The following is a 14626-nucleotide window of genomic DNA, read 5'->3' on the forward strand; positions in this document are numbered from 1 at the left end:
GATTTGAAGACCGGAAAGATAATCAAGGTTGCAGGTCCTTTAGTTGTTGCTGAAGGAATGGACGAAGCAAATATATACGACATGGTTAAGGTTGGAGAAAAGGGTCTTATCGGAGAAATCATTGAAATGAGAGGCGATAAGGCATCTATCCAAGTTTACGAAGAAACTACAGGAATAGGGCCAGGGGACCCAGTTGTTACAACTGGTGAACCATTAAGTATAGAACTTGGGCCAGGACTTATAGAGTCAATGTTTGATGGTATACAAAGACCACTAGACGCATTTGAAAAAGTAGCTCAATCACCATTCTTAACAAAAGGTATTTCAGTTACTTCATTAAATAGAGAAAGAGTATGGAACTTTACGCCAGTTGCTAAGGTTGGAGATAAGGTTGAAGCTGGAGATGTTATTGGTACAGTTCAAGAAACTGCAGTTGTTCTTCACAAAATAATGGTACCTTACGGAATAGAAGGTACTATTAAAGAAATAAAATCAGGAGACTTCACAGTTGTTGATACAGTTTGCGTTATTGAAACTGCAAAGGGAGACAAAGAAGTTCAAATGATGCAAAAATGGCCAGCAAGAAAAGGTAGACCATTTGCACAAAAATTAAAACCAGAAGCACCAATGACTACAGGACAAAGAGTTATAGATACTTTCTTCCCAGTAGCTAAGGGTGGGGCGGCTGCAGTACCAGGTCCTTTCGGAGCAGGTAAGACAGTTGTTCAACACCAAATTGCAAAATGGGGAGATGCTGAAATAGTTGTTTACGTTGGATGTGGTGAACGTGGTAACGAAATGACAGATGTTCTTAATGAATTCCCAGAATTAAAAGACCCTAAAACTGGTGAATCTCTAATGAAGAGAACAGTTCTTATAGCAAATACTTCAAACATGCCAGTTGCTGCCAGAGAAGCTTGTATATATACAGGTATCACAATAGCTGAATACTTCAGAGATATGGGATACTCAGTATCAATCATGGCTGACTCTACTTCAAGATGGGCAGAAGCATTAAGAGAAATGTCTGGTAGACTTGAAGAAATGCCAGGGGATGAAGGATATCCAGCATACTTAGGTTCAAGACTAGCTGATTACTATGAAAGAGCTGGTAAAGTTGTTTGTTTAGGTAAGGATGGAAGACAAGGTGCTGTTACTGCAATCGGTGCGGTTTCGCCTCCAGGAGGAGACCTTTCTGAGCCTGTTACTCAATCAACACTTAGAATAGTTAAAGTTTTCTGGGGATTAGATGCTCAACTTGCATATAAGAGACACTTCCCAGCTATAAACTGGATTAATTCTTATTCATTATATGCTGATACTATAGATAGTTACTTAAACAAGACAGTTGCTGATGATTGGTCAAGTCTTAGACAAGAAGCTATGACTTTACTTCAAGAAGAATCAGGACTTCAAGAAATAGTAAGTTTAGTTGGTATTGATGCATTATCAGAAAAAGATAGATTAAAATTAGAAGTTGCTAAGTCTATAAGAGAGGACTATTTACAACAAAATGGTTTCCACGAAATAGATACTTACACTTCACTTGATAAACAATATAGAATGTTAAAGCTTGTATTATTATTCAGAAAAGAAGCTGAAAGAGCTTTAGATGCAGGGATTTACTTAGATAAGGTATTAAACTTAGAAGTAAGAGATAAAATTGCAAGAAGTAAGTATATCCATGAAGATGACATTGCTAAGATGGATGATATTGCTGCTGAATTAAGAGCTGACATCGATACTTTAATTAGCGAAGGAGGAGTTCTTAATGCTTAAGGAATATAGAACAGTAACAGAAGTTGTTGGACCTTTAATGGTTGTTGAAGGTGTTAGCGGCGTTAAGTATGATGAACTAGTTGAAGTTGAAATACAAACTGGTGAATTAAGAAGAGGTAAAGTTCTTGAAGTTAATGGATCTAAAGCAATGGTTCAGTTATTTGAAGGTTCTTCAGGAATTAACTTAAAAGGAACTAAGGCTAAATTCTTAGGTAAGCCACTTCAACTTGGTGTATCAGAAGATATGTTAGGTAGAGTATTTGATGGTATGGGTCATCCAATTGATAATGGACCAAAGATAATACCAGAAAAGCAATTAGATATAAATGGGGAAGCAATTAACCCAGTATCAAGAAATTTCCCATCAGAGTTTATACAAACAGGTATATCTGCTATTGATGGATTAAATACACTTGTTAGAGGACAAAAGTTACCAGTTTTCTCTGGTTCAGGTCTTCCACACGCACAATTAGCTGCTCAAATAGCAAGACAAGCGACTGTTTTAAATTCAGATGCTAACTTTGCCGTTGTATTTGCAGCTATAGGTATAACATTCGAAGAATCTCAATTCTTCGTTGATGAATTTAAGAAGACTGGTGCTATAGATAATGCTGTATTATTTATGAACCTTGCTTCTGACCCAGCTATCGAAAGAATAGCTACTCCAAGAATGGCATTAACTGCTGCTGAATTCTTAGCATACGAAAAAGATATGCATGTTCTTGTTATCATGACTGATATAACTAACTATGCTGAAGCTTTAAGAGAAGTATCAGCTGCTAGAAAGGAAGTTCCTGGTAGAAGAGGTTACCCAGGTTACCTATATACTGACCTTTCTACATTATATGAAAGAGCAGGTAGAATTAATGGAAGAGGTGGATCAATCACTCAAATTCCAATATTAACAATGCCTGAAGATGATAAAACACATCCAATTCCAGATTTAACTGGATATATTACAGAGGGGCAAATAATCCTTTCAAGAGAATTATACAAAAAGGGAATTATGCCTCCAATAGATGTTCTACCATCACTTTCAAGACTTAAAGATAAGGGTATCGGTAAAGGAAAAACTAGAGAAGACCATGCTGATACAATGAACCAATTATTCTCAGCTTATGCACAAGGTAAGCAAGCTAAGGAATTATCAGCAATCTTAGGTGAATCTGCATTATCAGATACAGATAAGAAATTTGCTAAGTTTGCAGAAGCTTTTGAAGAACAATATGTTTCTCAAGGGTTTGAAACAAATAGATCAATAGAAGAAACTTTAAATTTAGGTTGGAAATTACTTAAGATTCTTCCTAAGACAGAACTTAAGAGAATCAGAGATGAATATCTTGAAAAGTATATGCCAAAGGGAGATGAAGAGTAGAATATGGCAAAGTTAAATGTCAATCCTACTAGAATGGAGCTATCTAAGCTGAAGAAAAGACTATCTACAGCTTCAAGAGGGCATAAGCTTCTTAAAGATAAACAAGATGAATTAATGAGACAATTCATTAACCTTGTTAAATATAACAATGAACTTAGAAAATCGGTAGAAGCTGAACTTGAAGGGTCTTTTAAAGATTTCGTTATGGCAAGTGCTGTAATGAGTTCAGAATTCTTAGAAGAAGCAGTTGCTTATCCAAAAGATAGCGTATCTGTTGAAGTAGGAACAAAAAACATAATGAGTGTTAATGTTCCACAAATGAAATTCCACAGACAATTACAAGATAGTGAAGGAAGCATTTACCCATATGGTTTTGCAAATACATCTTCTGAATTAGATGATGCTATAGGTAAGCTAGAGTCAATACTTCCAAAGTTACTTGAATTAGCTGAAGTTGAAAAATCAACACAGCTTATGGCTGATGAAATTGAAAAGACAAGAAGAAGAGTTAATGCTCTTGAATATATGACAATTCCTCAATTACAAGAAACTATTAAGTTTATAAGAATGAAACTTGATGAAAATGAAAGAGGAGCTTTAACTAGACTTATGAAAGTTAAAGATATGATTCAAGCAAGAGCTGCAGAATAGTATTAATAAGTATCTTCTTATGAAGTCTACGGTATAAGTAAAAATAATTAGTTTTACTTAAACACATTATCACTAGGGATAACAGGTATAAAGCTATATTTATACCTGTTATTTTCATATTATGGATATAAATTATATATTTGATAAAAAGAAGATTTAATAGTATAATGCTTATAGAATACGTAAGAAGAATATAAGTTGATATAACAAGGAGAGTTTTAATGAATTATTTCATAGCTATAATTATTGCTTTTTCTATAGTATTTTTGATAACTCCATTACTAATGAAGTTATCATTTAAATATAATTTTACAGATAAACCTACTAGTAGAAAAAAGCATAGGGGTGAAATTCCTCTTTGTGGTGGAATATCTATGTTTATTGGATTTTTCACAGCATATTTTATAATACTTCGTAATAATAATTTTGATGAAAAGTATGGAATTTTTGTAGGAGCATTATTAATTTTATTAATAGGAATAGTAGATGACTATTATAAGAGCGTTGGAAAAGAATTTGCTATAACTCCAAGATTAATAATACAATTATTAGCAGCAGTTATAGTATATAAATCAGGAGTATCTTTTGAAGGCTTTACCAATCCACTAACTGGGGTATACTTGCATTTACCGGAAATAGTTCAGTTTATTTTAACTATAACTTGGATTTTTGGAGTAACAACAGTTATAAATTGGTCTGATGGAATGGATGGATTAGCAGGAGGATTATCATTTATATCAGCAATGACTTTTGCAACAACTGCTATAATATTAGTTCAACCTACATCATTATTATTTTCCCTTATATTAGGGGCTGTAGTATTAGCTTTCTTATTTTATAATAAGTATCCAGCAAAGATATTTATGGGAGATTCAGGTGCAAACTTTTTAGGATTTATTTTAAGTATAATTGCTTTAGATGGTGCTTTTAAAGGAGCAACAATATTGAGTTTGATGATACCTATATTAGCACTTGCAGTACCTATATTTGATAACTTATTTGTTGTATTTAAGAGATTTTCAGAAGGAAAACCAGTATATCAAGCAGATAGAAGTCAGATACATTACAGACTTCAAGCAAAAGGATTTAATACAAACCAAGTTGTTACATATATAAGTATAATAAGTTTAACTTGTAGCATAGTATCAATTATATTACTACTAATAAAATAATAAAGCTATTTACAAGAATGTAAAGAAATAGTATAATATATTAAAACTTATCAAGAGTGGTGGAGGGACTGGCCCGTTGAAACCCGGCAACCTATTAACTATATTAATGTGGTGCTAATTCCAACAGCTTATGGCTGATAGATAAGGATATTTTATAGGCATGAATTATATTAACCTAAGGGAAATATCCTTTAGGTTTTTTTGTGCTTAAAAAATAATTTTTAGTTAAGAAATTAGTAATTTATTTATGAGATTGGGGGCTATTTATATGAAAATTAATGAGTTATTTGAAAGTAAAAAGGTAGTATTTTCTTTTGAGATTTTTCCACCTAAAGCAACATCATCTATTGATACTATATACTCAACTTTAGAAGAACTAAAAGATTTGAAACCGGATTACATCAGCGTTACTTATGGGGCAGGAGGTAGTTTAACTAAAAATAAAACAACAGAGTTATCATCAATAGTAAAAAATAAGTATGGTGTAGAGTCAGTTGCACATTTAACTTGTATTAATTCAACAAAAGAAGAAATAAATATTATATTGGATGATTTAAAATTTAATGGTATTGAAAATATATTAGCTTTAAGAGGAGATGTTCCAGAGGGGGGGAATCATAAAGGGGATTTTAAATATGCATATGAATTAATTTCTCATATAAAGAAAAGAGGAGATTTTAACATACTTGGTGCATGTTATCCTGAAGGGCATGTAAAGGGGAGAGATTTAAAAGAGGACATGCTTCATTTAAAGATTAAAGAAGAAAGTGGAGCATCACAATTTATATCACAATTATTTTTTGATAATAATCATTTCTACAATTTATTAGAAGAGAAAGAGAAATTAGGTATAAAATCTCCTATACAAGCAGGAATAATGCCTGTAGTAAATAAAAAGCAAATAGAAAGAATAACATCTTTATGTGGTGTAAATATGCCAAAGAAGTTTATTAAAATAATGGAAAGATATGAGTATGATAAAGAAGCATTAAGAGATGCAGGAATTGCATATGCTGTTGAACAAATAGTAGATTTAATTTCTAGTGGAGTAGATGGAATACATTTATATAGTATGAATAATGCATATGTTGCTAGGAAAATTAATAATAGTATCAGTTCAATTATTAATTCTATTAATAAATAGATAATTTTAGGAGGAATGAATTATGGAAAAAGTAGAAAGCTTTGAATTAGATCATAGAAAGGTAAAAGCGCCATATATAAGAAAATGTTGTTTATTAAATGGCCCTAAAGGTGATGAGGTAACTAAATTTGATATTAGGTTTTTACAGCCTAATAAGGAGGCTTTTGGAACAGCAGCAATGCATGGATTAGAGCATTTATTAGCATTTGAGCTTAGAAAAAATTTAGATGGAATAATTGATTTATCACCAATGGGATGTAGAACAGGATTTTATTTAAGTATATTTGGGAATAGAGATAGTGAAGAAATAAAAGTAGCGGTAGAAAATGCTTTAAAAGAAATATTAGAAGCAAAAGAAATTCCAGCAGCAAATGAAATACAATGTGGAAATTATAGAGATCTTTCATTATTTGGAGCTAAAGAATATGCAAAAGAGGCACTAAATAAAGGTTTTTCCCTAAATATTTATGGTGAATAACTAAATCGAAAAATACTATTATAATATTTTAGGAACTGATATGATTTCATAAAGAATGTATAGCTTAGCGAAATTATAGCAGTTCCTAAAGATAAAGTTATGAATTTTTTAGACAGATAAGCTCTTTATAAGTTAGGTATATTTTTATTGAAAGTGGGGTAGTTAAATGGTAAATAGGGATGAAGTTTTAAGATACTTAGGTTTTAGGGGACAGATAATTGATGAAAAGCTTGAAGAACTTATAGATGAATGTAGGGAAACAGTAGTTGTAAAAAGTGATCCTAAATATGTTTATGGATATTTTAATATAGAAAATAATGATGAAGGTATTTTAATAAAGGATACTACATTGGTTTTAAAGGGTGAAGATATAAAAAATCATTTAAAGCATTGTGATAAATGTGCCTTAATGGTAGTAACTTTAGGATTAAATATCGAAAGAGAAATTATACTCAATGAGAAGATTAGTTTAACAAAGTCAATAGTTTTAGATTCATGTGCTACTACTTATATTGAAGAAGTTTGTGATAATATTCAAAATGATATAGAGCAATTTGCAAAGAAAAACAATTTAAATATTACCTCAAGATATAGTCCTGGATATGGGGATTTATCATTAGATTCACAGGAAAAAATATTAAGCGTAACTGATGCAAGCAAAAGAATAGGGGTTACAACTACAGAGCATAATATATTGTTTCCAAGAAAATCAGTAACTGCGATTATTGGATTAAGTAAGGGGAAAATACAAAAGACAAAGAGAGACTGTACTAAATGTAATAAATATAATAATTGTGTTTTTAGAAAGGGAGGAAGTAATTGTGGGAGTTAAGGAATTAATTAATAAAGAATTAATTTTATTTGATGGGGCAATGGGAACAATGCTTCAAAAAAATGGTCTAAAGTTAGGAGAAAATCCTGAAAAATTAAATTTTAGTCATGAAGATATGATTATAAAGATACATAAATCTTACATAGATTCAGGAGCAAATATTATTACTACTAATACCTTTGGAGCTAATAGATTAAAGCTTAAAGAAAGTGGCTATTCTGTAGAAGAGACAATAAGTAAAGCAGTATCATTAGCAAAAGAAGCAACAAAAGATACCAATGCATTTATAGCATTAGACATTGGACCTATAGGAGAGTTATTAGAGCCAATGGGGACTCTATCATTTGATGAAGCATATGAAATCTTTAAAGAGCAAATAATTATAGGGCATAAGGCTGGAGCGGATTTAATCCTTATAGAAACCATGACAGATTTGTATGAAGCAAAAGCAGCTATTTTAGCAGCAAAAGAAAATTGTAATTTACCTGTATTTTGTACTATGAGTTTTGAAGAGGATGGTAGAACATTTACAGGGTGTCTACCAAGTAGTATGGCAATTACTTTAGAGGGATTAGGTGTAGATGCTTTAGGGGTAAACTGCTCATTAGGACCAGATAAAATTTTAAAAGTAATAAAAGAAATTAAAAAGTATACTAACTTACCTTTAATGGTACAACCAAATGCAGGTCTTCCAAGTATAATTTTTGGAGAAGCAATATATGATATTTCAATAGAAGATTTTACAGAAGGAATAGAAGAGTTAATTAATGAAGGTGTATCTATTATAGGGGGATGTTGTGGTACAACTCCAGAGTTTATATCTTCAATTAGACTTTTAATAAATAGTAAAGAAATAATTTCTAGACCTAAAGTGAGTTTTACAGCTGTATGTAGTCCTTCAAAATTTATAGAAATAAATGGTGTAGAAGTAATAGGTGAAAGAATAAATCCAACAGGTAAAAAATTATTTAAAGAAGCTCTAAAGAATAATGATATGAATTATATACTTAAGCAAGGAATAGAGCAAGTAGAAGCTGGAGCCTCTATATTAGATGTTAATGTTGGATTACCAGAAATAGATGAAGTAAAATGGATTAGAGATTCGGTAAAATCCCTACAAGGAATTTTAGATACACCTCTTCAAATAGATTCAACTAATGTAGATGCTGTAGAAGCTGGACTTAGATATTATAATGGAAAAGCTATAGTTAATTCTGTTAATGGAGATGATGAGATATTAGATAAATTACTGCCTATAGTGAAGAAATATGGTGCAGCTGTAGTTGGTTTAACTTTGGATAAAGAAGGAATACCAGCGTTAGCAGAAGAAAGATTCAAGATAGCAGAAAAGATATTTAATAGAGCAATTAGCTATGGAATTAAAAAGGAAGATATATTTATAGATACATTAGTAATGCCAGTTTCTGCTGATGGACAAAGTGCAAAGGAAACTTTAAAAGCATTAAGATTAATTAGAGAAAAATTAGGTTTAAAAACTGTATTAGGAGTCTCTAATATATCATTTGGATTGCCTAGTAGAGAAATAATAAATAAGACTTTTCTATCTTTAGCATTAGAAGAAGGATTAAATTTACCTATAATGAATCCAAATTCAGAAGCAATGATGGAAGTGATAGATTCTTTTAAATTGCTATATAATTATGATAAAAAAGGGAGTAAATTCTTAGAGAAATATGGAAATAAAATTAAAAAAGAAGTTGTAGCAGAAAATAAAAATAATAGTGGCTTAAGCGAATTAATAATAAAGGGATTAAAAAAAGAAGCACAAACAGTAACAAAAGAACTTTTAAAAGAAAATGAACCTATAGATGTTATAAATAAGCATATTATTCCAGCATTAAATATTGTAGGAGAAAGATTTGAAAAAGGACAAATATTTTTACCGCAATTAATATCCTCAGCAGAAACGGTACAAAGTTCTTTTGAAATATTAAAAAATAATATAAAAATTAGTGATAATATAAATAGTGAAAAGATAATACTTGCAACAGTAAAGGGAGATATACATGATATTGGTAAAAATATTGTTAAAGTAATGCTTGAAAGCTATGGATTTCAAGTGATAGATTTGGGTAAAAATGTTGATAAAGAAGAAGTATTAAATTGTGCTAAAGAGCAAAATGTAAAATTAATAGGTTTAAGTGCTCTTATGACAACCACTGTAAAAAGTATGGAAGAAACTATTCAGTTATTAAAAATTAATGATTTAAATGCTAAAATTATGGTTGGTGGAGCTGTGCTTACAGAAGAATATGCAAAAGAGATAAATGCAGATTATTATGCAAAAGATGCAATGGAAAGTGTTAAAATTGCTAAAGAATATTTTGCAAATTGTAATTGTATATGATATTAAATTATAAATTTTAATAAAGATAATAGATGAGTTAAATTTTAAATCATAAATAAAAAAGACTACGATAAGTAGTTTTTTTTATTTTATAATAATTTAAATATTTACTCGAAATATAGCAAATTATGTATAGTTATATTATAATATAGTCATATAGGTATATGTTGGAGGACTACAGATGAATATATTATTAGTTGAGGATGAAAAGATACAACGTCAAGCCTTAGCATCAATTATAAAGGAGAATTTTATAGATGTAAGAATATACGAGGCAGGTTCTATAGATGAAGCAATTAAATTAATAAATGAAAAGGATATAAATTTATTTTTTATAGATATTAATTTAAATAATTCATCAGGATTAGAGCTTGCAAAACAAATAAGAGAATATGAAAAGTATAAATTAACGGGGATGGTTTTTCTAACTGGAGAGGTTGTACATATTATTGAAGCATTTAAAAAAGTTCATTGTTATGATTTTATAGTAAAGCCGTTTAAGGAAAAGGAGATAATAGAAATTATTAATGTATTTTTAAATGCATCACTTTTAAGTAATAGTAGAGAAGGAAAATATACCTTTATAGATATAGATTCTAATCTTTCTGTAAAATTATATCATAATGATATTATTTATATTGAGTATGAAGGAAGGGTTTGTGACATACATACTGTTCATGGAGTTTATAAATTTAAAAGAACTTCTTTAAGTAAACTTATTAAAATTTTAGATGATAGAAAAATATTACAAACTCATAGATCTTTTGCGGTAAATACAGATTATGTTTTAGAAATTGAAAAAACTTATGAAAAAACTTGGAATATATCTTTAAGGGGGATAGAAGATAAAATTCTACTTAGTTACACATTTAGACAAGCATTTATGGGGGGAATAGAATAGTGGATACTGGAATGTTTATAATATCATTAGTTGAAATATTAACAGGAATATTCATATATAATATATTAATAAACAATGAATTATTTAGTAGAATAAAAATTAAAACTTTAATTGCTATAATAACATCTGTTATATATACTTTTTCAGTAAATGTCTATAAGTCAGATCAGTTAATTACTCTGGTAGGGTTGTTATTTTTAATTGCAATTATGATAAGTAAACTTGAAGATAAAGATACTATAATTACTTTTATAGAATTGTTAGTTTGCTTTATAGTAGTATTAGTTTTAGAACTGATAGCTACTTTTATAATGCATTTAATATTAGGCAATGATGATGTAAGTTTAACTACATATTATATTTTAATAACGACAATAATGATTTCTTTAGTTTTATTACTTAGGTTTACAACTTTAGGAAAGAAAATAAGATTGTCTGAATTTCTTTCAGGATATAAAAGTATTAATATAATAATTTTAAATCTTTTTGTATTCTTTTTATTTATAAAACTTTTAGCATCAAATGATTTAATGGATACTGAAATTGTTATTCAGGTAACGGTATTAGGGTTAATATTACTAGGAATAAATTGTTATTTTTATATATATTTATATAAAGTTTTAAATGAAAAAAAGAAAAGTGAGATAAAAAAATCATTTAATCCACTTATTAATGATTTAATGGGAAAAGTTAAGGCTAATGAACATGAATATAAAAATCATTTAAATACAATTTGGAGTATTGCTCAAATTTCTAGCCCAGAAGAGGTAAAAAGTAAAATAAAAGAATATATATCTAGTATTGTAGATGATAGCGAAGAGTTTTCAATGCTAGTAGATGTTGAAAATACTATAGTTAAGGCTGTTCTTTATAATAAGGGACAAAGGGCAGAAAAATTAGATGTAAAATATAATTATAGAGTAAATAGTAATTTAAAGGATATTTCACTTGATAATTCAGAGTTAACTGTAGTATTAAGCAACTTATTAAATAATGCAATTGAAGCTACTAGTATTATTGATAAAAAAGAAATAGAAGTTGATATTTCAGAGGATAACAAATCTTATATTATAAATGTAAGAAATTACACTGAAGGATTAAAAGCCGAAAGCTTATCTAATATATTTAAAATGGGTTATAGCACAAAAGGGGAAGGTAGAGGCTATGGTCTATATAATGTAAAGCAAATAGTTGAAAAGCATAAAGGAAAAATTCAAATATCATTAGATGATGATATTATAAATATAAGAGTAATATTTATGAAATAAAAACTAATAGTTTAAATTAGAATAAAAAATAAGCTTTAAAATATATAGTATAATTTAAAGCTTATTTTTTTATAACAAGAACTATACTTATTTTTCAGGCTTTTCCATTGGTGGAGTTGGTTCACCCCATAGTAAAAAGCTTTGTGGTAATCTTGCAAGTTCAGAAACACCTTGCGTTACAAGTAACATTAAAGCAGCTAAATTAACCATTAATTTTTTTTTCATTTCTATATACCTCCCTTAAAAAATCAAAAATTATATATAATATAATTAATATTCCACAATTAATATAATAATTGTTAAGTATTAAATTTGACACAATGAACCAAGTTATAAGTGTTAAAGTGACAATGTTTTTAAATTTTAAGTTTTTATACTGAGTATTTACAGTTTTTCTCAATGGACTTACAGGTTTAAACTTTCTAATAATTATTATAGAAAATACTATAATGAAAAATTGTAAAAATATATTTATGCTTGGAATAATAGAAGCTAAATAATATATTATTAAAAACAATAAGTTGCTTTGAATCATACAGCTAATAAAACTTTTAGCATGACTTCCACCTACATGAGGTCTAATCAATGTTAATAAAGTAATCATTATAAAAAAAGAAGGAAGTTTGTCTAAAATTAAAGCTATAAGTATCATTACAATTAACTTTGAAATTTCTCCATAAAAAACTTCTAAACCGTATCTTATTTTATCTATTTCATAAATATCAGTTTTTCCAGTATTATTAATAATAAAATCTAATTGTTTTTTTATAAAAATATTGGCCAAATTATTCCTCCTTTACTATTCAATACTATTATAATACAAAAATTCAACAAAAACTAATAAAAAATTTAAATTTCATTAAAATGTACATTTAAAGAAGAAATGATAGATTAAAAGTATAATCATACAGAAAAATATATGTTTTATGACAAAAAAGTATATAAAATTATTTAAAACTTCGACATGGTATGGTAAAATATTCATGATATTACCAAAATTTTAAAAATGATAGGGGAATTAAATGGAAAGTGTTTATAAAATAGTAGAAGCGATGAGTATAGTATTAATTTATCACTTAGTTTTTCTTAATAAAAATAGTATTAGATATAATATATCAAGAAGTAGTATTATTACATTAATAGCAAGTATACCTGTAATAATGGTTGATAGAGTTAGTATTTCAATGTTATTAGCCTTTATTTTAATACTAGCTATAATTACAAATATAGGAGTAAATAGGGATATTATAGTTAATTTTGTAGAAATTATATTATCTACAGCTTTAGCGTTATTAGTTCAATTAATTTCTCTTGGTACATTTATAGGGATTTCCTATGCCTTTTTTGATGGGAAATTTTCAGATAGTATTAGTTTTATATGGTTTATAGTAGTGTTAGTAATACTATTAAGTATTTTTCACCTTTATACAAAGGATAAAGATCTACAAATAGATAAATTTATAAAGAAATATAATGATATTATTATTATATGTATAAATACATTAATAGCTTTTTTAATTATTAGATTAGCAGTAGAAGTTAATACTATTTTAAATGAATATATAGAAGTTAATGCTATTTTAAATGAATATTTAATAGAGTTAGGATTTTTAAGCTTTACAGCAATATTTTTAAATATTTTTTACTTTATAAATAAGTATAGAACTAATCTTAAAAATAAAAAGTCAGAAATAAAAGAAAGTATAAATCCACTTATACAAGAACTTATTGATGAGATGAAATCAAGTGAGCATGAATATAAAAATCATTTGAATATATTATATTGTATGATACAGGTATGTAAGCAAGAGGAGTTAAAAGATAGAGCTAAAAATTACATAGGTGATATATTTGAAAATAAAAATTTATTAAATACACTTTCAGATATAAATAATACTATATTAAAGGCAGTATTATTAAGTAAAATTAATCAAGCTGAAAAAAATAATATTAATTGCAAACATAAAATAGAAAATGATTTAGAGAACATACCATTAGATGATAGTGAATTAACTATTATATTAAGTAATTTATTAAATAATGCAATAGAAGCAGCTAACAAATGTGAAAATGCTAAAATAAATATACATACAGTATTAGAAAATAATAAACATATAATTAAAGTTGCCAACAGTGTAAATAATTTTGATGAGAAAACTATACCTTCTTTAACAAAAGCTAAATTTTCAACTAAGGGTAAAGGTAGAGGTTTTGGATTACATAATATTAAAAATATAGTTGAAAAGTATAAGGGAAATTTAGATATAAGATTAAATGATGATATGTTAGAAATAACCATAAGTATATAATTTCTTTAAGGAGGCCATTTATATGGACTCCTTTTTTTATTTATTATCTAGATTATTTTTAACTTTTTCTAGATAATTATGTTCTTTTACAATTCCAGTTTCAAAGGATTGAACTGCATTCTTAGTAAAATTACCTATTTTAGACATTGAATATGTATTATTAGTATTTGATGATTTTGACATAGTGAACACCTACCTTATAAATATAGTATTACTAAAAAATAAATAATTATTATTATAAGTATAATGTTAGAAATTGACATCTAACTTTCAAATAGGATAGAATAAAATAGAGGTTGTATAAATTTTACATTTATATTATATATAACCTTTTGATGAAATAAATTGG

Annotated in this window: 14 protein-coding genes and 1 riboswitch; of the genes, 11 read left to right on the plus strand and 3 right to left on the minus strand. The window is 27.9% G+C overall.

Annotated elements, in window-relative coordinates; genetic code table 11:
* Window positions 1–3 precede the first annotated feature (3 nt).
* The 10 genes from HMPREF0216_RS09820 to HMPREF0216_RS09865 all read left to right on the plus strand — a co-directional run bounded on the left by HMPREF0216_RS09820 (window position 4) and on the right by HMPREF0216_RS09865 (window position 11968).
* Complete coding sequence (locus HMPREF0216_RS09820; protein ID WP_005213896.1) at window positions 4–1779, plus strand: V-type ATP synthase subunit A; 1776 nt, start codon at window positions 4–6, stop codon at window positions 1777–1779.
* Window positions 1772–3154, plus strand: a complete 1383-nt coding sequence (locus tag HMPREF0216_RS09825; protein ID WP_005213897.1) for a V-type ATP synthase subunit B — start codon at window positions 1772–1774, stop codon at window positions 3152–3154. The genes HMPREF0216_RS09820 and HMPREF0216_RS09825 overlap by 8 nt, the downstream gene beginning before the upstream one ends.
* A 3-nt stretch (window positions 3155–3157) precedes the next feature.
* Window positions 3158–3805, plus strand: a complete 648-nt coding sequence (locus tag HMPREF0216_RS09830; RefSeq protein WP_005213898.1) for a V-type ATP synthase subunit D — start codon at window positions 3158–3160, stop codon at window positions 3803–3805.
* 221 nt (window positions 3806–4026) lie between these two features.
* Window positions 4027–4977, plus strand: coding sequence for an MraY family glycosyltransferase (locus HMPREF0216_RS09835; RefSeq protein WP_005213899.1), 951 nt, complete (start codon window positions 4027–4029; stop codon window positions 4975–4977).
* Between the two features lie 44 nt (window positions 4978–5021).
* Window positions 5022–5125, plus strand: a riboswitch (SAM riboswitch).
* A 120-nt stretch (window positions 5126–5245) separates the two neighbouring features.
* Window positions 5246–6121, plus strand: coding sequence for a methylenetetrahydrofolate reductase [NAD(P)H] (gene metF / locus HMPREF0216_RS09840; RefSeq protein WP_040419621.1), 876 nt, complete (start codon window positions 5246–5248; stop codon window positions 6119–6121).
* A gap of 22 nt (window positions 6122–6143) precedes the next feature.
* Complete coding sequence (locus HMPREF0216_RS09845) at window positions 6144–6599, plus strand: S-ribosylhomocysteine lyase (protein ID WP_005213901.1); 456 nt, start codon at window positions 6144–6146, stop codon at window positions 6597–6599.
* A 166-nt stretch (window positions 6600–6765) separates the two neighbouring features.
* A complete protein-coding gene (locus HMPREF0216_RS09850; RefSeq protein ID WP_005213902.1) occupies window positions 6766–7431 on the plus strand; it encodes a hypothetical protein in 666 nt (221 codons plus the stop codon).
* Complete coding sequence (locus HMPREF0216_RS09855) at window positions 7421–9799, plus strand: homocysteine S-methyltransferase family protein (protein ID WP_040419622.1); 2379 nt, start codon at window positions 7421–7423, stop codon at window positions 9797–9799. Before HMPREF0216_RS09850 ends, HMPREF0216_RS09855 begins: the two co-directional genes overlap by 11 nt.
* Window positions 9800–9980: 181 nt before the next feature.
* Entirely contained in the window at window positions 9981–10700 is a 720-nt protein-coding gene (locus HMPREF0216_RS09860) for a LytR/AlgR family response regulator transcription factor (protein WP_005213904.1), read from the plus strand.
* Window positions 10700–11968 carry a sensor histidine kinase gene (locus tag HMPREF0216_RS09865; protein ID WP_005213905.1) on the plus strand — a complete coding sequence of 423 codons (1269 nt, stop codon included), beginning with the start codon at window positions 10700–10702 and terminating at the stop codon, window positions 11966–11968. The genes HMPREF0216_RS09860 and HMPREF0216_RS09865 overlap by 1 nt, the downstream gene beginning before the upstream one ends.
* A gap of 87 nt (window positions 11969–12055) precedes the next feature.
* On the opposite strand, the gene HMPREF0216_RS17120 is transcribed toward HMPREF0216_RS09865, so the two are convergent.
* Together HMPREF0216_RS17120 and HMPREF0216_RS09870 are read right to left on the minus strand one after the other, a co-directional pair.
* Window positions 12056–12193 (minus strand): hypothetical protein, encoded by a 138-nt coding sequence (locus HMPREF0216_RS17120; protein WP_005213906.1) that lies wholly within the window; start codon window positions 12191–12193, stop codon window positions 12056–12058.
* Window positions 12171–12752: an accessory gene regulator B family protein gene (locus tag HMPREF0216_RS09870; RefSeq protein ID WP_005213907.1), complete on the minus strand. Its 582-nt coding sequence runs from the start codon at window positions 12750–12752 to the stop codon at window positions 12171–12173. Before HMPREF0216_RS09870 ends, HMPREF0216_RS17120 begins: the two co-directional genes overlap by 23 nt.
* Window positions 12753–12990: 238 nt before the next feature.
* Here HMPREF0216_RS09870 and HMPREF0216_RS09875 point away from each other — a divergent pair, with 238 nt between their 5' ends.
* On the plus strand, window positions 12991–14277 hold the full coding sequence (locus HMPREF0216_RS09875) for a sensor histidine kinase (RefSeq protein ID WP_005213908.1): 1287 nt from the start codon (window positions 12991–12993) through the stop codon (window positions 14275–14277).
* A gap of 36 nt (window positions 14278–14313) precedes the next feature.
* On the opposite strand, the gene HMPREF0216_RS17330 is transcribed toward HMPREF0216_RS09875, so the two are convergent.
* Complete coding sequence (locus HMPREF0216_RS17330; RefSeq protein WP_005213909.1) at window positions 14314–14460, minus strand: hypothetical protein; 147 nt, start codon at window positions 14458–14460, stop codon at window positions 14314–14316.
* Between the last annotated feature and the right edge of the window lie 166 nt (window positions 14461–14626).

Source organism: Clostridium celatum DSM 1785 (assembly GCF_000320405.1).
Classification (GTDB): domain Bacteria; phylum Bacillota; class Clostridia; order Clostridiales; family Clostridiaceae; genus Clostridium; species Clostridium celatum.